This is a genomic window from Nocardia sp. NPDC059691, assembly GCF_042733915.1.
In the GTDB taxonomy this organism is placed as follows: domain Bacteria; phylum Actinomycetota; class Actinomycetes; order Mycobacteriales; family Mycobacteriaceae; genus Nocardia; species Nocardia sichangensis.
On sequence record NZ_JBHWFB010000008.1, the window covers coordinates 85,007 to 109,919 of the forward strand.

General features: G+C 68.9%; 22 protein-coding genes. 10 read left to right on the top strand and 12 right to left on the bottom strand.

Annotated features, from left to right (window positions below; genetic code table 11):
- Positions 1-6 precede the first annotated feature (6 nt).
- Together ACFV2O_RS18940 and ACFV2O_RS18945 are read right to left on the bottom strand one after the other, a co-directional pair.
- The gene (locus tag ACFV2O_RS18940) at positions 7-1,863 is read right to left on the bottom strand and encodes a DNA/RNA non-specific endonuclease (RefSeq protein WP_379252926.1); all 1,857 of its coding nucleotides are present in this window, start codon (positions 1,861-1,863) and stop codon (positions 7-9) included.
- A 202-nt stretch (positions 1,864-2,065) separates the two neighbouring features.
- Positions 2,066-2,488, bottom strand: a complete 423-nt coding sequence (locus ACFV2O_RS18945; RefSeq protein ID WP_379252927.1) for a MarR family winged helix-turn-helix transcriptional regulator — start codon at positions 2,486-2,488, stop codon at positions 2,066-2,068.
- Between the two features lie 88 nt (positions 2,489-2,576).
- Here ACFV2O_RS18945 and ACFV2O_RS18950 point away from each other — a divergent pair, with 88 nt between their 5' ends.
- Positions 2,577-3,302, top strand: coding sequence for a glucose 1-dehydrogenase (locus ACFV2O_RS18950; protein ID WP_379252928.1), 726 nt, complete (start codon positions 2,577-2,579; stop codon positions 3,300-3,302).
- A gap of 54 nt (positions 3,303-3,356) precedes the next feature.
- On the opposite strand, the gene ACFV2O_RS18955 is transcribed toward ACFV2O_RS18950, so the two are convergent.
- Positions 3,357-5,225: a potassium transporter Kup gene (locus tag ACFV2O_RS18955; protein WP_379253112.1), complete on the bottom strand. Its 1,869-nt coding sequence runs from the start codon at positions 5,223-5,225 to the stop codon at positions 3,357-3,359.
- Between the two features lie 205 nt (positions 5,226-5,430).
- Entirely contained in the window at positions 5,431-6,405 is a 975-nt protein-coding gene (locus ACFV2O_RS18960; protein WP_379252929.1) for a GlxA family transcriptional regulator, read from the bottom strand.
- A 139-nt stretch (positions 6,406-6,544) separates the two neighbouring features.
- Between ACFV2O_RS18960 and ACFV2O_RS18965 the strand changes: the two genes are divergently transcribed.
- The 5 genes from ACFV2O_RS18965 (at position 6,545) to ACFV2O_RS18985 (ending at position 11,308) form a co-directional block, all read left to right on the top strand.
- Complete coding sequence (locus ACFV2O_RS18965) at positions 6,545-6,970, top strand: VOC family protein (RefSeq protein ID WP_356964988.1); 426 nt, start codon at positions 6,545-6,547, stop codon at positions 6,968-6,970.
- Between the two features lie 110 nt (positions 6,971-7,080).
- A complete protein-coding gene (locus ACFV2O_RS18970) occupies positions 7,081-7,560 on the top strand; it encodes a DUF4254 domain-containing protein (protein ID WP_379252930.1) in 480 nt (159 codons plus the stop codon).
- Between the two features lie 237 nt (positions 7,561-7,797).
- On the top strand, positions 7,798-8,235 hold the full coding sequence (locus ACFV2O_RS18975; protein ID WP_355072666.1) for an anti-sigma factor: 438 nt from the start codon (positions 7,798-7,800) through the stop codon (positions 8,233-8,235).
- The gene (locus ACFV2O_RS18980) at positions 8,228-9,037 is read left to right on the top strand and encodes an RNA polymerase sigma factor SigF (RefSeq protein ID WP_379252931.1); all 810 of its coding nucleotides are present in this window, start codon (positions 8,228-8,230) and stop codon (positions 9,035-9,037) included. The genes ACFV2O_RS18975 and ACFV2O_RS18980 overlap by 8 nt, the downstream gene beginning before the upstream one ends.
- A gap of 153 nt (positions 9,038-9,190) precedes the next feature.
- Positions 9,191-11,308: an MMPL family transporter gene (locus tag ACFV2O_RS18985; RefSeq protein ID WP_379252932.1), complete on the top strand. Its 2,118-nt coding sequence runs from the start codon at positions 9,191-9,193 to the stop codon at positions 11,306-11,308.
- On the opposite strand, the gene ACFV2O_RS18990 is transcribed toward ACFV2O_RS18985, so the two are convergent.
- The 7 genes from ACFV2O_RS18990 to ACFV2O_RS19020 all read right to left on the bottom strand — a co-directional run bounded on the left by ACFV2O_RS18990 (position 11,269) and on the right by ACFV2O_RS19020 (position 17,975).
- Positions 11,269-12,096, bottom strand: a complete 828-nt coding sequence (locus ACFV2O_RS18990; protein WP_379252933.1) for a sterol desaturase family protein — start codon at positions 12,094-12,096, stop codon at positions 11,269-11,271. The two genes, ACFV2O_RS18985 and ACFV2O_RS18990, sit on opposite strands and share 40 nt — an antisense overlap.
- 4 nt (positions 12,097-12,100) lie before the next feature.
- On the bottom strand, positions 12,101-12,814 hold the full coding sequence (locus ACFV2O_RS18995) for a FadR/GntR family transcriptional regulator (protein ID WP_379252934.1): 714 nt from the start codon (positions 12,812-12,814) through the stop codon (positions 12,101-12,103).
- A 204-nt stretch (positions 12,815-13,018) separates the two neighbouring features.
- Complete coding sequence (locus ACFV2O_RS19000) at positions 13,019-13,192, bottom strand: CsbD family protein (RefSeq protein WP_379252935.1); 174 nt, start codon at positions 13,190-13,192, stop codon at positions 13,019-13,021.
- Positions 13,193-13,392: 200 nt separating this feature from the next.
- Complete coding sequence (locus ACFV2O_RS19005) at positions 13,393-14,220, bottom strand: hypothetical protein (protein ID WP_379252936.1); 828 nt, start codon at positions 14,218-14,220, stop codon at positions 13,393-13,395.
- A 674-nt stretch (positions 14,221-14,894) separates the two neighbouring features.
- Positions 14,895-16,190 carry a bifunctional o-acetylhomoserine/o-acetylserine sulfhydrylase gene (locus ACFV2O_RS19010; RefSeq protein WP_379252937.1) on the bottom strand — a complete coding sequence of 432 codons (1,296 nt, stop codon included), beginning with the start codon at positions 16,188-16,190 and terminating at the stop codon, positions 14,895-14,897.
- A gap of 48 nt (positions 16,191-16,238) precedes the next feature.
- Positions 16,239-16,754 carry an OsmC family protein gene (locus tag ACFV2O_RS19015; RefSeq protein WP_379252938.1) on the bottom strand — a complete coding sequence of 172 codons (516 nt, stop codon included), beginning with the start codon at positions 16,752-16,754 and terminating at the stop codon, positions 16,239-16,241.
- Between the two features lie 81 nt (positions 16,755-16,835).
- A complete protein-coding gene (locus ACFV2O_RS19020) occupies positions 16,836-17,975 on the bottom strand; it encodes an AI-2E family transporter (protein WP_379252939.1) in 1,140 nt (379 codons plus the stop codon).
- A gap of 147 nt (positions 17,976-18,122) precedes the next feature.
- Here ACFV2O_RS19020 and ACFV2O_RS19025 point away from each other — a divergent pair, with 147 nt between their 5' ends.
- Entirely contained in the window at positions 18,123-19,583 is a 1,461-nt protein-coding gene (locus ACFV2O_RS19025; protein ID WP_379252940.1) for an SDR family oxidoreductase, read from the top strand.
- Positions 19,584-19,601: 18 nt separating this feature from the next.
- Here ACFV2O_RS19025 and ACFV2O_RS19030 read toward each other — a convergent pair whose 3' ends face one another.
- Positions 19,602-20,663 carry an alpha/beta hydrolase gene (locus tag ACFV2O_RS19030; RefSeq protein WP_379252941.1) on the bottom strand — a complete coding sequence of 354 codons (1,062 nt, stop codon included), beginning with the start codon at positions 20,661-20,663 and terminating at the stop codon, positions 19,602-19,604.
- Positions 20,664-20,898: 235 nt separating this feature from the next.
- Here ACFV2O_RS19030 and ACFV2O_RS19035 point away from each other — a divergent pair, with 235 nt between their 5' ends.
- From ACFV2O_RS19035 to ACFV2O_RS19045, 3 genes are read left to right on the top strand one after another with little or no spacing between them, the layout of a single operon-like run.
- Complete coding sequence (locus tag ACFV2O_RS19035) at positions 20,899-22,320, top strand: condensation domain-containing protein (RefSeq protein WP_379252942.1); 1,422 nt, start codon at positions 20,899-20,901, stop codon at positions 22,318-22,320.
- Positions 22,317-23,957 (top strand): MFS transporter, encoded by a 1,641-nt coding sequence (locus ACFV2O_RS19040; RefSeq protein WP_379252943.1) that lies wholly within the window; start codon positions 22,317-22,319, stop codon positions 23,955-23,957. Before ACFV2O_RS19035 ends, ACFV2O_RS19040 begins: the two co-directional genes overlap by 4 nt.
- Positions 23,954-24,853, top strand: coding sequence for a glucosyl-3-phosphoglycerate synthase (locus ACFV2O_RS19045; protein WP_379252944.1), 900 nt, complete (start codon positions 23,954-23,956; stop codon positions 24,851-24,853). Before ACFV2O_RS19040 ends, ACFV2O_RS19045 begins: the two co-directional genes overlap by 4 nt.
- Positions 24,854-24,913: the final 60 nt, after the last annotated feature.

Here is a 24,913-nt window from a genome sequence, read left to right on the forward strand (position 1 = left end):
TCCGCTTCACCATTGGATATCCGCGACCGAGTTCAAGGGGGCGGCCACTTCCTCCGGCGCCAGTTGCAGGTCCGCGTCCCGCAGCGCTTGCGGGAAGTGGAAGCGGGCTCGCTGCTCGATCTCGGTCAGCGGCACCTGGAAGACGCGGAACTCGTCGAGATCGAGCACTTCCAGCTGGTCCAGGTTCTGGCTCAGCAGGAAGCCGCGGGCCTTCAGTTCGCCGTTCTCCCGGAACGCGATGACCTTCCAGAACTCGCGCGGAATCCTGACCTGCCGGAATTCCTGGTCGTCGTCGGTGAAGACCGGGCCGCCGAACGCGCTGACCTTGAGGTCGTCGACGGTGACGTCGGCGAAGACGGCGTCCTCTAGCCGCCCCCAGACCCCATCGCGCATGCTCTGGTTGAAGTCGTCCATCTGCGGGGTGATGTTGGTGTAGAAGAACGAATCCTCGTTGGCCTTCTTGGCTTCGGGCAGGCTGCCCCACAGCAGGTCCGCGCGGCGGGCGAGGTGGCCGCGATCGAGCCGGTTGTCGCGGTACAACTCGTTGCCGACCTGGGCGTCCGCGTCGAGCCGCGCGTCCTTGACGAAGTCGATCTTCTTCCGCGACAGCTTCTTGATCGAGCCGCCGTCGATGTTCCAGGCCACCCAGATGGCGAAGCGGCGCGAGCGGCGCATCGCGAGGGAGAAATGCGTGTAGTGCAGGACATCGGCGCCGTCCAAGGTGGTCGCCACGTCGGGGCGGACCTCGGCGTCCACCTCGGGGGCCGGAATCGGCGACGCGAGGAAATTCGGGTCGTATCCGGCGACGGCCGCGGCTTCCTCCGTGGCCGGCGGGGTCAAGGTGATGCCGAGCTTCTCGAACACCGATTGCGGCAGGCAGGCGAGCGCGTGCTCGTCGGTGTCCGCGCCCGTCTCGCCTGCGAAATGCAATCCGGCCAGCACGGTGCTGGTCTTGCCGTCGGGGAGCTCGAAAATCCACGCCGATCCGGAGTCGCCGCCGCTGCTGATCTCGCCGTCGACCGCGGGATGGTCCGGGTCGGGCCCGATCTCGAAGCCGCCGATGCTTCTGGTGCCCACGCCGTGATAGTCGATCTTGGCGACCACGTCGACGCGCCGCACCATGCCGTGGGTGACCTGGGTGGTCCGGCCGCTCTTGATCACCTTGTCGCCCAGCTCGGGTTCGCCGAGGCGGTCCGGGACGACGTCCAGGCCCATGATCGCGGCGCTGAACCGCCGGTTCTCGATGTCGGCGACGGCGCAGTCGCCCGCCGTGCCGAGATGGGATCGGATCAGCTTGCCGAGCCGGTTGCGGTCGACCCGGTTGTCGTCGCGCGGGCCCGGCTGCACGACGTCGTCGCCGAGCTTGCCCGCCGCGGTGTTCAGGACGTGCCAATTGCTCAGCACATACGGTGTTCCGTCGTCCCGGTCGTAGACGACGCAACCGATCGTCCCCGCCGTGGTGCTCGGGTGGGCAACGCTGATTCCCGGCACGATCGGGTCGAGACGCGACTTGCGCTCGGGCGCGGCCGCTTCGGTGACCAGCCGGAAGGCCGGCTCGAACGTGCGCTGTAGCACGTCGGTCGGTACCTCGATCCCGTCGACGGTGACGGTCTCCGGAATCGCCGACGTGCCAAGCGCTTCCAGCGCCTCCGGTTCGGACACCTTCTCGTGCACGGTGAACTGCACCGCGATCTCGCCGGTCGATTTTCCGTCGACTTGCTTGTGGCCGATGCCGATCGAGGAGATATTGGGGTCTTCGAGGAAGTTCTCTCCCTTGCTGCGGATGAATTTGCGCAGGGCGGCGAGAAGGTCATCGTTTCCGGTGTGCGTCCGGCGGGCTGGTGAATTCTTTTTGGCAGGCATGGTGACTCCGTGATCGAGGTGAGCGTGGCGTCGACGGCGTTGTCGCACCAGCTATCGCCATTCTCTGGTCACAGTCGTGCCCGCACACGAGTAGCGAACTACTCGAACGACGGGTGCCGCAATGCTGCGCAAAAGTTAGTTCGCATAACCAAAACAGTAGGTATGGCCTATGCGTGCTGTCGGTTTCAGCGACGTTAGATTTTCACCGATGTTCGGCCAAGGCTGTCGCCGTCGCGGTCACGAGGCCGATCAATCGACTTCGGTCGATGCCGGGAAGCCTGCGGGCCAGTTCGTGCTCCAGCTCCGCGCGGAACTTGTGCCGCACCGCCGAGCCCTGTTCGGTGGGAACGGCGCGAGTCACGCGGCGGTCTCCCGGGTCGGTCTCCCGGACGAGTAGCCCTCGCCGCTCCAGCCGGTCGACCATGCCTGTCACATTGGTCTTGTCACAACCGAGCGTCGCGGCCAGCTCGCCGAACGACGGCGGCCGGTCGGCGCCGAGCAGGCACAGCAATTCGGCTTGCTGACTCGTCAATTCCAGGCGTCGCGCGATCGAGGTGTAGAGGGCGCTGATCTCGCGGTACAGCCGTGCGAAAGCGGGCGCGAGCCCCTGATCGTCGGTCGACATGGGGAAAGTCTATGTCATCAACAGTTGACATCCTCACTGATTTAGTTGATGATCTCGACTATCGCCATGGTCATCAATGGGAGGTGAGATGCCGGTCGCGATCGTCACCGGAGGATCCCGCGGCATCGGTCGCGCCATCGCCGAGCGCATGGGCGCGAGGGGAGCCGCCGTCGTCGTCAACTACCGATCGAACCGGCCGGCCGCCGAACAGGTGGTGGCCGCCATCGAGGGCTCCGGTGGGCAGGCGTGGGCGGTGCGGGCCGACGTCGCCGACCCGGCGGGCCCGCGCAGGTTGTTCGACGCCGCCGAGGAGCGTTTCGGCGGCGTGGACGTCTTCGTGAACAACGCGGGCGTCGCGCGTTTCGGCTCGATAGCCGAGGCCACCGACGAGGACTTCGAGCTGATGTTCGCGGTCAACACCAAGGCGACGTTCGTCGCCCTGCGGGAGGCCGCGAAGCGGTTGCGCGACAACGGCCGCATCGTCGTCGTGTCCTCCGGCGCGACACTGACCCACCGGCCGGGCTCGGGTGTCTACGGCGCCAGCAAGGCCGCCGTAGAGCAGCTGGTTCGGGTGCTGGCCAGGGAACTCGGCTCGCGCGGCATCACGGCCAACAGCGTGCTGCCCGGTGCGGTGCGCACCGACGCACTCGCCGCGTCAGGGGTGATCGGGGCGAATCAGCAGACCCTCCAATCTATTCCGCTCGGCCGCATGGGCGAGCCCGACGACATCGCCGACGTGGTCGGCTTTCTGGCGTCGGAGGAGGCCCGCTGGATCACCGGGGCGAGCGTGCCCGTCGGTGGGGGAGCCTTCTGAACCGCGAACGCACCGGGACGGAGACGGTCCGAGACGGAACCAGGGTGTGCGCGCCTAGATCTCGATGTGAGCGCCCATGATCACCGTGCGCTCGCGGGGTAAGCCGAACTGCTCGGCGGCGTCGGCGGTGATGTAGGAGGTGGCGATGAACAGCCGCTTGCGCCACTGGGCCATCGTCGGCTCGGTACCGGGGCGCAGCTCGATCTTCGACAGGAAGTAGGACGCACGGTCCAGCTGCAACGGTCCCTCGGTGACAGCGGGGTCGAGCAATGCCAGCGCACCGGGCACGTCTTGCGACTCCATGTAGCCGAACCGGGCGCACACGTGGATGATGCCGTCTTCGGTGTAGCCGAGGGAATCGACGCTGATCCGTTCGTCCGCCGGAACCCGCGGCACGGGTTCGGTCTCGATCGACATGATCACGACGTGCGCGTGGCGCACGTGGTTGTGTTCGGCGTTGGCCCGCAAGGCCAGCGGCGCGGTTCGTTTGCCTCGGTTGAGGAAGACGGCCGTGCCGGGGACCTCGAGTATCGACGGGTCGCCCGCGTGCAAGTGGTCGACGAACTCGCGCAGCGACCCCTCCCGCCGTTCGCGTTCGGCGGTGACGATGTCGCGCCCGCGTTGCCAGGTGGTCATGATGGTGAACGCGGTGAGACCGATCAGCAGCGGCAGCCACGCACCGTGCACGAGCTTGGTCAGGTTGGCCGCGACGAACAGCAGGTCCACCGACAGCAGGGGGACGGCGCCAAGGGCGAGCAGCCAGAGCGGGATATTCCAGCGGGCGCGGGCGACGTAGAAGAACAACAGCGTGGTGATGGTGATCGTGCCGGTCACCGCCATGCCGAACGCGTAGGCCAGCGCCGCCGAACTGCGGAAGGCGAACACCAGGGTGAGCACCGAGACCATCAGCAGCCAGTTGATCCACGGCACGTAGATCTGGCCGACCGTCGCCTCCGAGGTGTGCGCGATGCGCAGCCGTGGCAGGTAGCCGAGCCGGGCGGCCTGGGATGCCACCGAATACGCGCCGGTGATCACCGCCTGCGACGCGATCACCGTAGCGGCGGTGGCCAACAGCACCAGCGGCAGGCGGCCCCATGCGGGCATGAGCAGGAAGAACGGGCTGCTGACGTGACCGGGATCGTCGAGGATCAGCGCGCCTTGGCCGAAATAGCTGAGGATGCACGCCGGGAACACCAGAAACAGCCAGCCACGGGTGATCGCCCGGCGACCGAAATGACCCATGTCGGCGTACAGCGCCTCGGCTCCGGTCACCGCGAGGACGATCGCGGCCAAGGCGAAGAAGGCGGTGCCGAAATGGCCGAACAGGAAGCCGAGCGCGTAGGTCGGTGACAGGGCTCGAAGAATCTGCGGATGATCGGCGATGCCCGCCACCCCGCACGCGCCGATGACGGCGAACCAGGCGATCATCACCGGCCCGAACACCCGGCCCACTGCCGCGGTGCCCCGGCGCTGCACCAGGAACAGCGTCACGATGATGACCGCGGTGATCGGTACGACGAAATCCGCCAGCGACGGTTGTACGACCTCGATTCCCTCGACGGCGGACAGCACGGAGATCGCCGGAGTGATCATGCTGTCGCCGAAGAACAGCGAAGCGCCGAAGATGCCCAGCGCCGCCAGCGCCGCGGTCTGCCGTCGGCCGTGCTGCGAGCCCCACCGCCGCAGCTGCGTGATCAGCGCCATGATGCCGCCCTCGCCGTCGTTGTCGGCGCGCAGGGCCAGCAGGATGTAGGTGACGGTGACGATGATGGTGACCGACCAGAAGATCAGCGAGACCACGCCGTACACGTTGTCCACGCTCACCGGCACCGGATGTGGGTCGGCAGGGTTGAACACCGTCTGGATGGTGTAGATCGGACTGGTGCCGATGTCGCCGAACACCACGCCGAGTGCGGCGACCACCACGCCGAGCCGCGCGGTGTCGTGTGCGCTCGTCGCGGAGGGCGCGGGGGGCCGCTCCTCGTCGGATGTGGTCGTGTGCTGCCGATCGGTCACCGAGTCCTCCTAGCGCGGGCTGTCCGGCCGCCCGTGCGGACGATACCGTTCCCGGAGTTGGGCCGTCGGGCAGTAGCCGCCGCATGACATCCGGCGTCGTGCCTACCGCGGCTCAATACGACACGCGCGTCATGCGGATCTCGGAGATCGACATGCCCCGGCGGCGGCGGAACAATCCGCGCAGTGTTCCGGCGTTGAGATAACCCACCTTGGCGGCCACCGCGTCCACCGTGAGCGAAGTGGTGCGCAGCAGTTGCACGGCGCGTTCCAGGCGGATGTCGTGCACGAATTCCGTGGGGGACATGCCCAGTTCGGCGTGGGTGGCCCGTTGCAGGCTGCGTTCGGTGACGCCGACGGCGCGAGCGGCCTGGGATATCCGGAAATTCTCGCCGAGGTGTGCGCGAACCCAGCGTTCGAAGGCGGCGGTGACGGAATCGCCGCGGGCGATGATCTCGGGGACGATGAACTCGCGTTGCGGTCGGCCCGCGCCCACCGCCAGGTAGCGCATGGCGCGTTCGGCCAGGGCCGGGCTCTTGCTCGCGATCAGCGACAGCGCCAGGTCCATGTGCGAGAGCGCGGCGCCCGCGGTGGTGACGCGTCGACCGCGACACAGCGTGCGCCCCTCGTCGAGTTCCACGTGTGGGTAGCGGCGCCGGAAGCTGGGGCCGAGCCACCAGCTCGTGGTCGCGGGGGAGCCGTCCAGCACGCCCGCCTCGGCCAGGAAGAACGTTCCGGTGCAGGCGCCGGCGAGGTGAGCGCCCCGATCGCGGGCCGCGACCAGCCGGTCGAGCACCGGACGGCTGGCGGGTGCGGAAACCAGGTCGATCAGCGCCGCGGCCTCCAGGACGTTCACGGCGGGCACGATCATCAGATCGAATCCGTCGCCGAGCTCGTCGAGCGGGGTCGTCGGCACGGTGTGGCCGTTGCCCGACCGCACCGTGGCGCCGAACGACGCGCTGTGCACCCGCCACGGCTGCGGCGGGTCGGGCAGCTCGGTGCGCACGGCGTTGGCGGTGTTGAAGGTTTCCAGTAGGGCGGCGTATCCGAAATCGGCTACGCCGTCCACCACGAAGACGACGACGTCCATGTCGGAAACGGTACCGAAGATGTCGTTTGCGACACTCGGTTCCGCCGGAATTCTGTCCTACCGTCATCGCGAGACGGCTCGCCGCCGAGCGAACCGGGGAGCCGATCGAACCCGCCGTACCTCGTTTGGGAGCGTGACCATGATCGAAACGACCGGGACGCATCACATCCGGTTGACCGTGACCGACATCGCCCGGTCGCGTGCCTTCTACCGAGATGTGCTCGGTTTCCCCATCGCCGCCGAATCGCCCGGCAGCCCCGACGATCCGGAGGTGCGCGTCGACCCGATGCGACTGTTCGGCGGGGTGGTGTTCCAGGCCAACGGCATGTTGCTCGGCCTGCGTCCGGTCGCCGATCCGGCGGACCGATTCGATTCCGAACGTGTGGGTTTGGACCATCTCAGCTTCACCGTCCCGGCGCGGGACGATCTGGTGGCCGCGGCCGCTCGCCTGGCCGATGCGGGCATCGAACACGGGAAGATCACCGAGATGGCCGATTTCGGCATCGCGATCCTGTCGTTCTCCGATCCCGACGGCATCCATCTCGAACTCACTGCGCCCCTGTGAGTTTGCGTCCGCCCGCAGCGGGCATGCCCGATCCGGAATGAACGCTGTCCTGATGAAGGCTTGGCCGACCGGCCGTACGAGCGGTGCGGTCGTGCCGGGGAGGTAGGCCGATGCTGGTCCAGCGTGCGCGACCGCGGAAGCTGTCCGAGGATTCGGCGCTGCCGAGTCCGAGCGCACTGCTGTGCGCGCTGGGCGGCCAGCACGTGCATGGCCCGGTGAGCCGGTGGGCGCGCGAGCTGACCGAACTGCACCGGCGGCGCCGGGAGGACGCACGGGAATCGGTCGGGACGCGGCGGCGCGCCGAGTTGGTCGAACGGATCGACACCTGGGCGGCGCTGCACCTGCCGTGCGCCGACCCCGCGGTGCGGGTGCACCACGAGAGCCTGGGGGAGATGATCGACCGGATGGCCGCCGTCGCGGAAGACGCGTTCCATCTGCTGATGCACGACGACCCGGGAGGCGAGCGCATGCACGCGGCATGGACCCGGCTGGCCGAACTGGAGATCGCCTACGCCGATCTGGTGCGCGCCATCGGGGACGGCCGTCGGCGTCTTCCCCCAGGACGAACCGGCGCTTCGGGGGCCCAGTGATGTCGGGGGTGCCTACCGGCGGTCGATCGAGTGGCCGAGCCGGTCGCATCGGACGAACGCGCTGGTCAACGTTGTCGGCAGCCGTTGTGGGGAGTGCGCGCGTCCGCGTCGCGGCGCCTCGCGATCAGCCGTCCCCGGACGAAGACGCGCGCGCCGAGCCGTGGCCGATCGAGTTCACTACGGAGGAGGGCGTAGGCTTGGCGCTCCGACGGACGGCGCGACTTCTGGGAGCGGTGCATGAGCAAGGGTGAGGGGACTCCTCCCGCTACGACGCGGACCGGCACGATCAGCGTGCGGGTGCCCGCGGTGTCCGAACAGCTCGCGATGTTGCGTGCCTTGGCCGAGACCGTCGTGCTCATGGCCGATTTCGGCATCGACGAGGTGACCGACATCCGGCTGGCCCTCGACGAGGTGGCCAGCGCCCTGGTGCTGGACGCGGTGGACGGGGCGGAGCTGGAGTGCGCGTTCGGCTTCGAGGACGACGCGGTGGAGGTGCGCGTCTCCACCGTCACGGTGTCGGACGCCAGCCCGGACGAGTCCGGCTTCGGCTGGCACATCGTGGCGACGCTCACGGATTCGGTCTCGGCCACCCGAGGCGCACACGACTCCGCTGTGGGCGGCTACCCGACCGTCGTCGACTTCCGGTGGGTGCGCGGCGGCTCGAATAATGAGTAACGAGTCGAATCAGGTCGCTTCCAAGCGCAAATCGCGGGGAGACACCTACGACAATATCGAGCCGCTCTTCGCCGAACTGGCCGCGCTGGCCCCGGACGATCCACGCCGGGACGCCGTGCGCACCGAGCTGATCGAACGTTGCCTGCCGCTGGCCGAACACATCGCCCGCAAGTTCAGCGGCCGCGGCGAGAGCTTCGAGGACCTGTTGCAGATCGCTCGGGTGGGCATGCTCGCCGCCGTCGACCGCTTCGATCCGGGGCACGGCGCGACCTTCCTGTCGTTCGCGGTGCCGACGATCATGGGTGAAGTGCGCAGGCATTTCCGCGACTACGCCTGGTCGGTGCGAGTGCCACGGCGGCTCAAGGAGATCCAGTCCACCATCGGTCCGACGGTGGAGATCCTGTCGCAGCGGCTGGGCCGGATGCCGCGGGCGCGGGAGATCGCAGAGGAACTGGGCGCGGACCTGAACGAGGTGACCCAGGCGCTCATCGCCCGCAACGCCTACCAGACCTCCTCGATCGATGCCGCCTCGGACACCGACGACTCCGAATCCGGCGGTCCCTCGCTGCTGGACTCGCTCGGCGCCGAAGACCCGGACTTCAGCACCGTGGAGAACTACCTGGCGGTCAAGCCGCTGCTGGCGGCTCTGCCGGAACGTGAGAAGCAGGTGCTGGTGATGCGCTTCTTCGACTCGATGTCCCAGGAGCAGATCGCCCAGCGCATCGGGTGTTCGCAGATGCAGGTCTCACGGATTCTGTCGAAGACCTTGAAATCGCTGCGCGAGCAGGCGCTGCGGGACTGACCCGCGCCCCGGCGGAGGCGTTCACTCGCCGGTCAGCCCGTGGTGATGGTCGCGCATCGCGTGGACGACGGCGACCAGCAGGCGGTGCGCGGCGCGCGGGTCCGCGTCGGGCAGTTCGGCCATCGCGGCTCGGTTTCTGAGAGAGTTGGCGGGGTGAGCGCTTGGGATCGCTATGCGTCGGTGGTGACCGCCCGGACCTCGTGGGTGCTGCTCGTGGTGCTCGCCGCGGCCTCCGTCGGCCTGATCGGCGCGGTGGGCGAGAACGAGTCCGCCGGGCAGGCCCCTACCGCGCTACCGGCCTCCGCCGAATCGGCGCGAGTCGAACAGGCGCTCGAGGAGTTCCCGGACGCGGGGTCGGCCGCCGCGATCATCGTGGTCACGCGCGCCGATGACGGCGAGCTGACCGAGGACGACCGCAACGCCACCGTGGCGGCGGTGGCCCGCGCGTCGGGACGGACACCCGGCCCGAGCGACCTGCTCGCTTCGCCGGACCGGAAAGCGGCGATCGGGCAAGTGCCCGTGGACGCCGCCCTGAGCGGATTCCCGCTGACCGACCGGATCGGGGACATCCGTGCCGTCGCGCGGGAGGGCCTGCCCGACGGACTCGTCCTGCAGGTCACCGGCGGTCCGGCGTTCGGCGCCGATATCGCCGACTCGTTCTCCGGCGCCAACGTCACCCTGCTGGCGGTGACCGCGATGGTCGTCGCCGTGCTGCTGATCGCGACGTACCGCTCCCCGGTGCTGTGGCTGGTGCCGCTCGCGGTGGTCGGCGCGGCCGATCGGGTGGCCACCGGCGCCGGAACCGCGCTGGCGCGTGTGACCGCCCTGACCTTCGACGGCTCGACCTCCGGTGTCACGAGTGTGCTGGTGTTCGGTGCGGGCACCAACTACGCGCTGCTACTGGTGTCGCGTTATCGGGACGAACTGCATCGGGAAGCCGACCACCGAACGGCATTGCGACACGCGGTGCGGCGCGCCGGGCCCGCGATCCTGGCCAGCAACATCACGGTGGTCGTCGCCCTGCTCGTGCTGGTGCTCGCCTCCGTGCCCAGCACGCGCAGTCTCGGTGTGATGGCCGCGCTGGGATTGCTGGTCGCGGTGGTGTTCGTCCTGCTCGCGCTGCCCGCCGCGCTCGCGTTGTGCGGACGCAACGTGTTCTGGCCGTTCGTGCCGGAGGCCGACGATCGCGACACCGCGAACGAGGGAGTCTGGCACGCGGTCGCCGCGTGGGTGGTGCGCAGGCCCGCGGTGGTCGCCGGAACCGCGCTCGTGGCGCTGGCCATCTGCGCGACCGGATTGCTGTCGACGCAGGTGGGCCTGTCGCAGACCGAGCAGTTCCGGGTTCGCGCGGAGTCGGTGGAGGGATTCGACGCCCTCGCTCGGCATTTCCCCTCCGGCGCTTCCGATCCCGCGATCGTCCTCGCGCGCAGCGACGCGGTGGTGGAGGTCGACGCGGCGTTCCACCGCACCGAGGGCGTGGTGATGACCTGGCAGACCGGCACCTCGCCGACCGGGCAGACCCGGTGGGCCGTGGTGATCGACGCGCCGCCGTCTTCCGCACGTGCCTTCGACACGATCGAGGCGCTGCGCGCGTCGGTGGCCCAGGTGCCGGGCGCCGACGCGATCGTCGGCGGCGCCGATGCCCAGGCGCTGGACGTCCAGACGGCCGCGAGTCGCGACCGCAAGCTGATCATTCCGCTGATCCTGGTCGTCGTGCTGGTGGTGCTGCTGGTGCTGCTGCGCGCGGTGCCTGCCGCGCTGCTGCTCGTCGCGGTCACGGTGTTGAGCGCGCTGGCGGCGCTCGGGCTGGGCAGCTGGATGAGCGAGCACGTGTTCGGGTTCCCGGCGCTGGACATCAGCGTGCCGCTGTTCGCGTTCCTGTTCCTGGTCGCGCTCGGCGTCGACTACACGATCTTTTTGGTGACCAGGGCCCGCGAGGAGACTCCTGGGCACGGCACCACGCATGGCATGGTGCGGGCGGTGTCGGTGACCGGCGCGGTGATCACCAGTGCGGGCATCGTGCTCGCGGCGGTGTTCTGCGTGCTCGGCGTGCTCCCGCTGATCACCCTGACTCAGGTCGGCATCGTGGTAGGCCTCGGCATCCTGCTCGACACGTTCGTCGTGCGCACGGTCGTGATCCCCGCGCTGTTCAGCCTGATCGGGCGCAAGATCTGGTGGCCGAGCGAGCTGCGGCTCGTCGAGGAAGAGGGCGACGGGCGCGGTGGCGCGGATCAGTCGGCGGGCGTCCAGCCCGGGCCGCGGAACAGGTAGCCGCCGCGGGCGCGCCACGAAGGTGCGCTGCGCAGGTCCCGCCAGATCGAGGCGAACTCGTGGGTGGCGACCTTCGCCGGATTGAACGTCTCGATGCTCTTCGTCAGCCCGTAGCGGACGCGTTCGTCCTCCGGCTCGAAGGTGCCGAACAGCCGATCCCAGATGATCAGGATGCCGCCGTAGTTCTTGTCCAGGTATCGATCGTTGGAGCCGTGGTGCACCCGGTGATGGGACGGGGTGTTGAACACGAATTCCACGGGACGCCACAGCCTCGCGACCCGCTCGGTGTGGATGAAGAACTGGTAGACGAGGCTGACCGACTGTTGCAGCAGGATCATCCAGGGCGGGAAACCGGCCAGCGCCAGCGGCAACCAATAGGGCAGCGAGCTGAACGGGGTCCACGGCTGGCGCAGCGCGGTGGAGAGGTTGTAGAACTCGCTGGAGTGGTGCACCACGTGGCTGGCCCAGAACACGCGCACCGTGTGGTGCGTGCGGTGGTACCAGTAGTAGGCGATCTCGTCGGCGAAGAACAGCGCGACCCAGGTCAGCGGATGGTCCGCCGGGAGATGGACAGGAGCGGCCAGGTACGCCGCGGCGTACACCGCGACGACCGCGAGTTTCCAGCCGAGGTTCACCACCACGTTCCCCAGACCCATGAGCACGCTGGTGCGCGCGTCGCGGAACTGGTAGCCGAGTTGGTCGTCGTCGGGCAGCAGGTGGAAGGAGGCCGCTTCGAGGGCAAGGCAGAGCACGAAAACCGGTATGGCGTGGGCGATCAGGTCGAACAATGGGTCAATCTTTCGGTGCTGCTTGGGCGTCCACCAGGCGGGTGAGCAGGGCGTAGGCGGAGTCGTAGGCCGCGGCCGAATCGCGGCGGGCAATGTGTTCCGCGAGCGCGCGATGGGCGCCGGGATCGATGTATTCCTTGTTCAGGCCCAGTTCGGCGACGACTTCCATACCGATCCCGAAATAGCCGGAGACCAGGGTGTTCAACGCCAGCCGGTAGGCGAGATTGCCGGAGCCGTCCAGGATCGCCACCCAGAACGCCAGATCGGCATCGACCACGGCGCCGAACGGGGCGGTGGCGTCCGGATAGGCCGCGGCGGCGCGTTGCACCGTCGCCAGTTGGTCGGCGTCGGCGTGCTCGGCGCACAACCGGGCCGCGTCGGCGGCGACCGAACGCCGCATCACCGCGATGTCGTGCAGGATCCGTCTGGCCGGTACCGCGCCGGAGCGAGTGAGCGCGGTCAGGATGTCCAGGCCCGCGTGCGAGCGCCAGTCGAGAACCCGGGTCTTGCCGCCGGGCGTGACGCGGACCAGCCCGCTCTGCTGTACGCGCTTGAGCGCTTCGCGGACGGCGTGGCGATTCACCTGGAACATCTCGGCCAGCTCGCGCTCGGAGGGGAGCGACGCCTCGGGGGCGAGCCGGCCGCTCAGGATCGCGTCGATGATCTGACCGAAGACCACATCGGAGACGGCGGTGCGGGCGACCGCGGCGAATTCCATGCCCCGAGTGTCGCGCACTGCGGTCAACAGGTCAACTGGTTGGACCAGTTGCTTCGAAAGGGAGGCGGATGACCGCTCGCTGCGGCCATCCGCCTGCGCCCTACCTAGCTATGCTTTCGCAACGCCGTGCGGGTAGTTTTCCCGCGTTATGTCCGGCCGCGCGCCGCCCGGGACGGACTGCGTCCGGCAGCGCACAAGCGGCGGTCAGTGCCGGAAAGCGTCTTTGACCTTCTCGCCCGCGTCCTTCAGATCGGACTTGATCTGGTCGGTGCGGCCTTCGTCGCGCTTCCCCCGGTCACCCTTGGCCTCGCCCAGCTTTTCCTTGGCCTGACCAGCGATTTTATCGGTCTTGTTCTTCGCCTTGTCGACTGTGCTCATGTCACAACCTCCTTTTGAAGCGACCGGCCGGCCATCTTCAGCCGGTCTTCTTCGCAGTAGCCCGTAATCGGGCGGCCAAACATCGGCCATTCCGCGTAAAAGCAGAAGACCCGGCGGAAAACCGGGTCTTCGCGGAATCGTGCGTATTCGAAATCGCCGCCGAATCCGCATACTGCGTGCGGTCTCCGGCGCGCCGGGAATTACGCGGCCGGAACCGTGGGCGGCGTCAGAAGGCCTTGCAGCACACCGACACCCGCGCCGAGGGCCGCACCGACGGCGATGGCAGGCGAGGCGACGAATCCATAACCGATGGCGGCGCCGAAGGCCATGACGGCCACCGTCCCGGTCGGGAACATCGGCAGGCCCGCGATGGCGCCGCAGATGGCGCCGATGACCGCTCCGATCGAGGCGACCGGCGCGGCCACCATGCTGCCCGCCGAGGCGCCGATGGCGGTGGAGCCGATCAGGTCGGCGGCGATGCGATCGGAACGCGACGGATCGAAGCCCGCCGAATCCAGGGTCTGCGCGATGCCTGCTTCCGGGCCCGCGATCGCGTCGTTGAACATCTTGCCCTGCTCGGGAGTCATGAAATCCGGGCGGCCGATCACCACCGAACCCACGCGCAGCGTGCCGGGCGGCGCCTCGATCGGCGCGACCGCGGGAGCCGGGGCGGCGGGGTTGGGCAGGTGCAGCCGCTGCGGCTCGACCGGCGCGAGCAGGTTCGGATCCGGCATCGGCCGGTTGACGCTCAGGTCGTTGCGGCCCGCGGAAACCGGGGGCGCGGGCGGAAAAGCCTCGGGCGGAAAGGCTCCGGGGTCCGCGGGATCGGCCGCCGGGGTGATGAGGCCAGGGCCGGGCGCCGGGGCGAACGGGATCTGGACGGAGATCTGCGGCAACAGCGGGTCGGCGGTGGCGGTCGCGGCGGCGCCGACCAAGGACAACGGAATGGCGCCCGCGACGACCAGAGTGGCGGCGCGGCGGAAGAACGGGTGTGCTGGAGTTTCGATTTCGGGTACTGCTATGCCCATGGACTTACCCACCTCATTCTGAAGAGGACATGTACCTACCCTTCTAGTTCGATTCAGAAAGCCCCACGGATGCGCGGAAGTTCGAATTATTTTCCATTGCGGCGAAACGCGCCCCTGCCAATCGAATCCGCGTGACAGCGCCGAATAGTCCTGTCGCTGTGGTCAACCGATCGCGACTGCGCGACTGCCGGTTTTCTTCAACCGAAATCAGGGAAACTACCCCCGAAACGGGGCCTTGCCCCGCTGTGCGGGCTCCGAGCCACGCAGCGGCCTGATCAAGAGCCCATCCGATCCCCGTCATGTGGGGGCGTTCGAGGTGGTCGGCGAACTGGTCAGCACGACACTCCGCGACGGCTACCTCACCTCGGAGCGGATGCGCTTCTTCGCGGCCAACTTCCGCGAAGCGGCCCAGGCATCCGACAAAGCGGTCGAAGCGCCCCGCAGTGACATCGACACTCGGGTATCGAGCACGTTGAAGCAGTCTGGCTACTGGTCCTGGGCATGTACGGTGACCGTGTACGGGGTGCTGAGGAGGGGCTGCGTTCGCGGACTCCAGCGAGTTTGCGCGCAATGTTTTTCGCGGTTAGCAGCGCGCCCAAGGCGGGGGTGCGGCTCCCGTGCGGGAGGAGTTGACCACCCGATCCCCGCCGGGCAGACCCGGCGGGGACAACGCGTCAGGATGCCGCGTCGAATCCGGCGCGCAGGTCGGCGAGGATGTCGTCGATTCCCTCGATGCCGACCGCGAGCCGGACCAGGCCGGGGGTGACGCCGGCGGCCAGCTGCTCTTCCGGCGTCAGCTGCGAGTGGGTGGTGGAGGCCGGGTGGATCACCAGCGAGCGGACGTCGCCGATGTTGGCGACGTGGCTGTGCAGGCGCAGCGCCTCGACGAACCGCTTGCCCGCGTCCACGCCGCCCGCCAGCTCGAAGCCGATCACCGCGCCGGCGCCCTTCGGGGCGAGGGCGCGGCCCCGCTCGTACCACGGCGACGACGGCAGGCCCGCGTAGGACACCGAGGTGACTTCCGAACGGGTGGTGAGGAATTCGGCCACCGCCTGCGCGTTCTGCACGTGCCGCTCCACCCGCAGGCTCAGCGTCTCCAGGCCCTGGCTGATCAGGAACGCGTTGAACGGCGAGACCGCCGAGCCGAGGTCGCGCAGCAGTTGCACGCGCGCCTTCAGCGCGTAGGCGGGCGCGCCGAGTTCGGCGTACACGACACCGTGGTAGCTCGGGTCGGGTTCGGTGAAGCCGGGGAAGCGGCCGCCGGTCCAGTCGAACTTGCCGCCGTCCACGATCACGCCCGCGATGGCCGCGCCGTGTCCGCCGAGGTACTTGGTGGCCGAGTGCACGACGATGTCGGCGCCATGGGCCAGCGGCTGGATCAGGTACGGCGTGGCGACGGTGTTGTCCACGATCAACGGCACACCGTTGTCGTGGGCGACGCCCGCGATCCCCGGGATGTCGAGGATGTGGTTCTGCGGGTTGGAGATCGTTTCGCCGTACAGCGCCTTGGTGTTCGGGCGGATGGCGGCTTTCCACTGCTCGAGGTCGTCGGGGTCGTCGACGAACGAGACCTCGATGCCGAGCTTGGGCAGCGAGTAGTGGAAGAGGTTGTAGGTGCCGCCGTAGAGTCGGGGGCTGGACACGATGTGGTCGCCCGCTCCGGCGATGTTGAGGATCGCGAAGGTCTCCGCGGCCTGTCCGGAGGCCAGCAGCAGAGCGGCCACGCCGCCTTCCAGGGCGGCGATGCGCTGCTCCACCGCGTCCTGGGTCGGGTTCATGATCCGGGTGTAGATGTTGCCGGGCTCGGCCAGACCGAACAGCGCCGCCGCGTGCGCGGTGTCGCGGAAGGTGTAGGAGGTGGTCTGGTAGATCGGCAGGGCGCGGGCGTTGGTCGTGCCGTCCGGAATCTGTCCGACGTGGATCTGCTTCGTCTCGAAGCTCCAGTCCTGCGACAGGTCGGGTTCGGTCATCGGGAAGGTCCTCCTTCTGGTGAGTGATCGAGCTGGTTGGGACGGCGGCTAATCGGTGATCAGCCTGGTGTCGACCGGAGTGCGCCCGGTCGTGAGATCCAGTACGGGGCAGTGCGCGTCGACGGCCTGCTGGAGTTCGGCATAGCGCTGCTCGGTCTCGGGCCCGCTGAGGCGGACGGTCACCCGCACCGCCTGGAAGCCGGGGCGAACGTTCTCATCCAAGCCGAAGAACCCGCGCACGTCGAGATCGCCTTCGGCGCTCACCGCCAGTTCGCCGATCGTGATGCCGAGGCGCTGGGCCCAGAACCGATAGGTCACCACCTGACAGGCGATGAGCGACGCCAGGTACACCTCGACCGGATTGGGCGCGGTGTCCGCGCCGCCGAGCGCGGGTGGTTCGTCCACGCGCACGGTGTGCTTACCGAGCGTGATCGCGCTGCCCACTGTCCCTTCCGGAGTCCCGGAGGCACGGAACACCACCAGCGCGTTCGCCGGGTCGTCGGCCACCGCCTTCGCCGTCGCGTCGGCGATGTCGTTGAGCGGGGTGCCCACATCAGTTGTCATGTCCACTGACGCTAGAAACCGCAGGGGGCGACGGCGATAGTTACATTCGGACTGAGTGCAAGGATGGTGCGCGGTGCTGCGTCAGTCCGCGGGTTCGCTCTCCGGTTCCTGCGGTGGCGCGGTGGCCGCGTCGATCTGCTCGCCGAGGTAACGCAGGACCACCGCGGCGATCGCGACGACCGGCACGGCCAGGAACGCGCCGACGATCCCGTAGAGCGAGCCGCCCGCGGTGACCGCGAGCAGCACGATGACCGCGTGCAACTGCATGCTGCGACTCTGCAACACCGGTTGCAGCACGTTGCCCTCCAGTTGCTGCACGGCCACGACGATGCCGAGCACGATCAGCGCGGTGACGAAGCCGTTGCCCACCAGCGCGACCAGCACCGCGAGGGCGCCCGCGACGAACGCGCCGACCATCGGCACGAATCCGCCGAGGAAGGTGATCACCGCGAGCACCAGCGCCAGCGGTACCCCGAGGATGACCAGACCGGCGCCGATGAGCACCGCGTCGACCAGGCTGACCAGCGCCTGGGTCCGGATGAACCCGCCGAGCACGACCCAGATCCGGCTGAGCACCTCTTCCAGGTGCCTGCCGCCGCGGCTGCCGGAGACGCTGTGCAGCCAGGGCAGGAAGCGCGGCCCGTCCTTGACGAAGAAGAAGCTCAGTACCAGCACGAGGAACAGGGTGATCAGCGCCGACGTCGCAGTGGTCACGCCGCTGAATACGCCGGTGGCGATCTGCGCGGAACTCGACTGCAACCGGGACACGATGGCGTCGACCGCCGAATTCAACTGCTCTTCGCGGATTCGCAACGGCGGCCCCTGCAACCAGTCGCGCACCTGGTTGACGCCCGCGCTCGCCTTGTCGGCCAGTTCCGGGACCTGGTCGACCACCGAGGGCACGATCAGCGCGATGACACCGGCGAGCACGCCGAGGAAACCGAGCACCGCGAGCGAGGCCGCCGCGGCGGGCGGCAAGCCGCGGGCGGTGAGCCAGCGCACCGGCGGCCACAGCACGGTGGCGATCACGATCGCCAGCGCCACCGGCAGGATCACCACCCACAGCCGGGCGACCAGGAAGCCGAGCACCCACGCGCCCGCCGCGATCGCGACGATGCACACTGCCCACTTGGCCAGCCACAGCAGGCCCACACCGATGACATCACCGCGATCACGCGGCGTGAGTTCGTCCGGTTTGTCGCTTTTGCTGCGTTCGCTCACCGGCCCAGTCTGGCACGCGCCACGAGATCGAGCGGGACTCGTGATCAGGCGACGCGGTCGATTCCGGGTCCTGTGCGCACTGGAGTCGCTGTTTGGCCCCGGCATCCCCGGTCATCACCTGAGCAGGTCATCGGAAGGGTGGTTGCCGTGCGGTGTGTGGTGTTCGGTGCGACCGGCTACATCGGCGGACGACTGGTGCCGGAGTTGCTGCGCGCGGGTCATTCGGTTCGCGTGCTGGCACGCACACCCGGCAAGCTCGCCGAGGCCCCCTGGCGCGATCGCGTCGAAGTGGTGGCGGGCGACGTGACCTCGGCCGCCGACGTGCGCGGCGCGCTGGCGGGGCAGGAGGTGCTGTACTACCTGGTCCATTCGCTGACCCGCGCCGACTTCGACACGGTGGACCGGGAGGCCGCCACGCTGGTCGCGGCCGAGGCGGCGCACGCGGGGCTGACCAGGATCGTCTACTTGGGCGGCATCGTCCCGGGTGCGCAGCGGCTGTCGCGGCACCTGGCCTCCCGCACCGAGGTCGGCGAGATCTTGCAGGCGGGCGCGGTACCCGCCCTGGTGCTGCGGGCCGCGGTGATCATCGGTTCCGGTTCGGCCAGTTTCGAAATGCTGCGCTATCTGACCGAGCGTCTGCCGCTGATGGTCACCCCGCGCTGGGTGCGCAACCGGATCCAGCCGATCGCGGTGCGTGACGTGCTGTATTACCTGACGCGGGCGGCGACGCTGCCCGAAGGCGCGGGCGGCGCGTTCGACATCGGCGGCCCGGACGTGCTGACCTACGTGCAGATGATGCGCGCCTACGCCGAAGTGGCCCAGCTGCCGCGACGGCTGATCGTGCCGGTGCCGGTGCTGACGCCGTGGTTGTCGGCGCAGTGGGTGAATCTGGTGACCCCGGTGCCGCGCGCGATCGCCGTTCCGCTCATGGAGTCGCTGATCAACGACGTGGTCTGCCGCGACCACGCGATCGCGGGCCTCATCCCGGACCCACCGGACGGACCGACCGGTTACCGCAGAGCAGTGGCGTTGGCGCTGGAGAAGATTCGCGATCTGGACGTACCGACCAGGTGGTCGGACGCCCATCCGCCGGGCGCGCCGTCGGACCCGCTGCCCACCGACCCGGCGTGGTCGGGCGGGTCGCTGTACCGGGACGTGCGCGAACGCCACACCGATGCCGACCCCGCCACGCTGTGGCGGGTGATCGAGGCTATCGGGGGCGAGCACGGCTGGTATTCCTTCCCGCTGGCCTGGTCGCTGCGCGGTTGGATCGACCGGCTCGCCGGCGGCGTCGGTCTCGGCCGTGGACGCCGCGATCCACACCGGCTGCACGAAGGGGAGGCGTTGGATTGGTGGCGGGTGGAGCGGATCGAACGACCTCGGATGCTGCGCCTGCGCGCCGAGATGCGGGTACCGGGACGGGCGTGGCTCGAGCTCGCGGTCGAGCCGGACGGTCCGGGCGCCACCTACCGCCAGTGCGCGGTGTTCGAACCGCACGGACTGGCCGGACATCTGTACTGGAAATCCATCGCGCCGTTCCACGCGGTCATCTTCGGCGGGATGGCGCGCAATATCACCGGCGCCGCGGAATCTTCCCGCGCGCGGTGACGCGGCCCGCTCACCCGGCTATCCGGTGGCGGGGGTCGCCAGCGCCGCGGCGATCAGCGGCCACGAGTTGTGCAGGTCCTCTTGCCAGTAGCCCCAGGAGTGCGTGCCGGAGGGACGGAAGTCGAACGTCGCGGGGATGTTCAAGGCGCGCAATCGATCGCTCAGCTCGTGAGCGCACTGGTTGATGATCGCCTCCAGGAAGCCGCCGGTGACGAGCTGGCTGACCAGTTTGTCGCGATTGCCGTCGATGCCGGGCCCGTCGGGCCGGTCGAACGGTCCCGGCATTCCGGTGCCGGTGGAGACGTAGATGGCAGTGCCGCGCAGTCGATCCGCGTGCAGGTACGGGTCGTTGGCGGCCCATCGGGGATCGGTGGGCGGGCCCCACATGTTGAGGGCGTTGCCGCGCCAGCGGGTGACGACGGCGGCGACCATGGCTTGGCCTTGCGGATCGCTGGTGCGGACGCACCCGCTGTAGGAGCCGACGGCTCGATAGAGCCCGGGTGCCTTGAGGGCGAGCTGGAATACCGAGGTGGCCGCCATGGAGATTCCGGCGACGGCGTTGGCGCCGTTGCCGGCGAAAGTGGCGTCGATCAGCGGCGGCAGTTCTCTGGTGAGAAATGTCGTCCAGCGTTGCCTGCCCAGCACCGGATCGTCCGTCCGCCAATCCGCGAAATAACTTCCTTCGCCGCCCATGGGCACGACGACATTCACTTGTTTGTCCCGGAAGAAATCCTCGATATCGGTCCGATCGGTCCAGTTGCTTCCTTCCGAGCCGCCGCTGGCTCCGTTGAGCAGATACAGCGTCGGCGCGGGTGCCGAATTATCCGGTGCGCGGATGACTTTCACCGGGATCGTGGTGCTCATCGCGGCGGAATGGATCCGCACGTCGGTCAGCCGACCGGTGCCCGGCTCGATGCCGACCACTCGGGCGTCATCCGCGGTCACCGTGTCCGGTGGCCGGGCCGTAGGTTCCGCTGTCGCCGCAGGCCAGGCCGGTGACAGCGGTGTAGCGGCGAGCGCGAGCGCGACGGCGATCGAGGTGATGATCGCGCCTGGCCTGCCTGTCGTTCGTGCCCGCACGCAAGACCTCCGAACCTGCTTCGTGCACCGTAGTGGTGGCGAAAGTAGGGCGCGGTCACGCTGTCCGGCAAGCGCTCGCGGGCATTCTTGGGAAACTCGACGACCCGCCCGCGCCGTCTGCTGGTGGTGGTCACAAGATTCCGTGCTACCCATGGTCGTCGGATGATCGAAGTCGTTAACTTTCATGGGGGTTCAGCCGAGGATTTCTCCTCGCCGGCACGAATCGAGAACACCTGTGGTCAATTTCGGTTTCATCGACGAATGGCATCCCGCCGCGGGAAAGCTCACCAGTTGGCGCGCGGCACCGGAATCGCTCGCCGCGGCGCGCCGTGCCCCGGCGCATCCGGCGCCGCCGTCGCATCAGCAGGAGGAATACCTGCGCACCACATACCGCAATGCCGATGCGGGTTTCCGCGTTTCGCGGGTGTGCATGCTCGCGTTCACGATTCCCGGCGTCCCGGACCATGCCGCGCTCACGCGCACGGTCGACGCTTTCCTGCGCAGGCACGACACGTTCTGGAGCTGGTTCGTCCGCACCCCGGAGGACCGGGTGGAGCGCCGGGTACTCGACCCGGAGGACATCCGGATGGCGCCGACCGAACACGGCGTCCACACCGAAAGCGACACCATCCGAGCGCACGTCTTCGCCGAGACGCCCGGCCCGCTGGACTGGGACTGCTTCAGTTTCGGCGTCATCGAGCACGCGGAGTCGTTCACGATGTACGCGGCGGTGGATCACCTGCACACCGACGGTGTGGCACAGGCACTGTCGTGCGTGGACCTGCTGACGCTCTACGGCAGCGAATTGTCCGGCGGCAGCCTGACTCCCGCGCCGGTGACCGGCCACATCGCGTACTGCGAGCGCGAGCGCCGCCACAGCGCCGAGCTGACCGCCGACTCACCGCAGATCTCCGTCTGGCTGGATCTGCTGCGGCGCAACGGCGGTGACGTGCCCGGTTTCCCGGTGGACCTGTGGGTCGACGGAGACGAGCACGTCCGGGGCGCGCAGGTGACCACCGTCCTCATCGACGAACCGGGTGCGCTGCGCTTCGAGGAGGCCTGCCGGGCGCACGACGGCCGGTTCACCGGCGGACTGTTCGCCGCGGCCGCGCTCGCGGAGATCGAATTGGCGGGTGGCGACTGGTATTTCGGTCTCACGCCGGTGAACACGCGCCGCACCGACGGCGAGGCCGCCTCGGTGGGGTGGTACACGAATCTGATCCCGGTGGCCTTCTCGGTGGGCGCCGAGCAGTCGTTCGCGGACGTGGTAGCCGCGGCGCAGCAGGCATATGACCAGGGCAAAGACCTGACCGACGTGTCCCTGCACCGGGCACTGCAACTGGCGCCGCCCGAACTCGGTATCCGCACTCGGCCGGGTTGGAACGCACGCATGCTGTCCTACCTGGACATTCGCAAGATGGCGGGCGTCGAGATGTTCGACAAGATCGACGGCGGCATGTTCGCCAACCGCGGCAGTTCGCGCGAGGTCTACATCTGGATCAACAGGTTCACCGACGTCACCACCCTCAGCCTGCTGTTCCCCGACACGCCGCAGGCGCACGAGGCGATCGGGCGCTACGTCACCGCCATGCAGGCGATCGTGGCCGACGTCGCCGCGAATGACGACCGCGCGGTGCGGGTCGGCGCCCTTCCATGAGTACGCGGGCGAGCATCGCCACCGGCACGCCTTCGGTGGTCGTCGGCCCGGCGGAGTGGGCCGCGCTGGGCGCGTGCCTGCTCGCGGTGTTCATGCAGATGCTGGACATGACGATCGTCAACACCGCGCTGCCGAGCATCGCCAAGGACCTGGCGGCGCCCGGTTCGGCGCAGGTGTTCGTCGTGGCGGGCTACAGCCTGGCCTTCGCGGGCACGCTGATGACCGCCGCGCGGATCGGGGAGTCGATCGGGCGGCGGCGCGTCTTCCTCGGCGCCATGGCGGCGTTTACCATGGCCTCGGTGTGGTGCGGCCTGGCCCACCTGCCCGGCGAGCTGATCGCGGCGCGCGCTGTCCAGGGCCTATCCGCCGCCGCGATGTCCGCGCAGGTCATCGCCATCATCAGCGCGGTGTTCCCGAAGGGCAAGCAGCCGTTGGCCTTCGGGTTCTACGGCGCGGCCGCCGGTCTGGCGGCCATCGTGGGGCCGTTGCTCGGCGGCGCGGTCATCGCTTCCGATCCGTTCGGCCTGGGCTGGCGCGCGATCTTCCTGCTGAACGTGCCGCTGTGCGTCCTGGGGTTGCTGCTGGCGCACCGGCATCTGCATGTCGGCAGGCCCCCGACCAGGGAACGGCTGGATGTCGCCGGCGCGCTGCTGGCGAGCAGCGGACTGGTCGCTCTGCTGTATCCGCTCGCGGCCGGACGGGAACAACACTGGCCCCCGCAGCTGTTCGGGCTGCTCGGCGTCGGGCTCGGGCTGCTCGTCGTATTCGTCTGGCATCAGCGCAGGCGGCTGCGGGCCGGGGAAAGCCCGCTGCTGCGGATCGATCTCTTCGCGGACCGGGGTTTCGCGGTCGGCTCCGTGCTCACGCTGCTGTTCTTCGGGATCTTCGCCGCGTTCTTGTTCACCGTGTCGGTGATGGCGCAATCCGGGCTGGGATTCACCGCCTTGCGAACCGGAATCCTGGTGCTGCCCTTCGCGATCGGCGGCGCGTGTGGCGCGCTCGCCTCGCCGATCCTGGTGGCGCGGCTCGGCAGTCGCGGGCTCACCCTCGGCGTGCTGGTGTTCGCGGTCGCCATCGGGGTCATCGCGCTGACCGTCGACCCCGAGGACGCGGCGATCGATCTGGGGCGGCTCGCCGTACCGGTCTTCGCCGCCGGAGCCGGGATGGGGCTGTTCGCCGCGCCGCTGCCCGCGGCCATGATGGCGGGCGTCGCGGAACGGGCGACCGGTTCGGCGTCCGGAACGGTGCCGACCGTGCAGCAGGTCGGCAGTTCGCTGGGCGTGGCGGTGCTCGGCGCGCTGTTCTTCCGCCGGGTCGACGCCGACACCGACCTCGGCGTCGGTCATGCGAAAGCCGTTCTGGCGGCGTCGCTGACGAACTCTCCGGCGACGACCGCCCAGCGCGACGGTGTCGTCACGTCGTTCGCCGACTGCGCCGAATCGGCGCTGCGTTCGCCGACCCCGCACCTCGACGCGCACACCTGTCCCGGCGCGGGGGCCGACGTGGCCGGACAGATCGCCGCCGCGCACACCTTCCTCGCCGCCTGCGTCACTGTGCTGTGGATGGTCGCGGCGATCGCGCTGGTGCTCGTCGTGCTCAGTCTCGCGCTGCCGTCGCGGAACGGGGAGCCACGGTGACGGCAACCGGCGTTGTGCACTACGACCGCGCGTGGTCGCACGACGAGCTACTCGAACGCAAGCGGCACCGCACCGTCTCGGTGGTCGTTCCCGCTCTGAACGAGGAGGACACCGTCGCGGATGTGGTGGCCTCGATCCGTGACCTGGTCGGCACCTTGGTCGACGAGCTGATCGTGCTCGATTCCGGCTCCACCGACCGGACCGCCGCCCGTGCCCGAGCGGCGGGCGCGACCGTCTATTCCCGCGAGCAAGCGCTGCCCGCCGTGCCGCCGTGTCCGGGCAAGGGGGAGGTGCTGTGGCGGTCGCTGGCGGTGGCGTCCGGTGATCTCATCGTGTTCGTCGACGCGGATCTCGTCGCTCCCGACCCGCGGTTCGTGCCGTCGCTGCTCGCACCACTGCTGTCCGACGACCGACTGCGGTTGGTGAAAGGGTTCTACCGCCGCCCGTTCGGCGACGCTCCCGACGGCGGCGGACGCGTCACCCAACTCGTGGCCCGGCCGCTGCTCACCGCGCTCGCGCCGGAGCTGGCCGAGTTGCGCCAGCCGCTGGGCGGCGAGTACGCGGCCACCCGGGAACTGCTGCGGTCGTTGCCGTTCGCACCTGCCTACGGCGTCGAGATCGGCATCCTGATCGACACCTGGCGCAGGCACGGGGCCGGCGCCATCGGGCAGGTCGATCTCGGCGCCCGCGTGCATCGCAATCGGCCGCTGCACGAATTGGCCGAGATGAGCAGGCAGGTGATCGCGACGCTGCTCGACCGGTTCGGAATCCCCGATTCGGGCGTCGCGCTGACGCAGTATCTCCCGGACGGCTCGAGCTGGCATGCGGTGCCGGGCGCGGCGCCCGCGGCCGATCGGCCGCCGATGGCCACGCTGAGCGGCACCGGTATCCGCTGACGGCGATAGCGAATTCGGCGGCGGGTGAACCGGTATCGCCGCGGCGAACACTCCGCATCC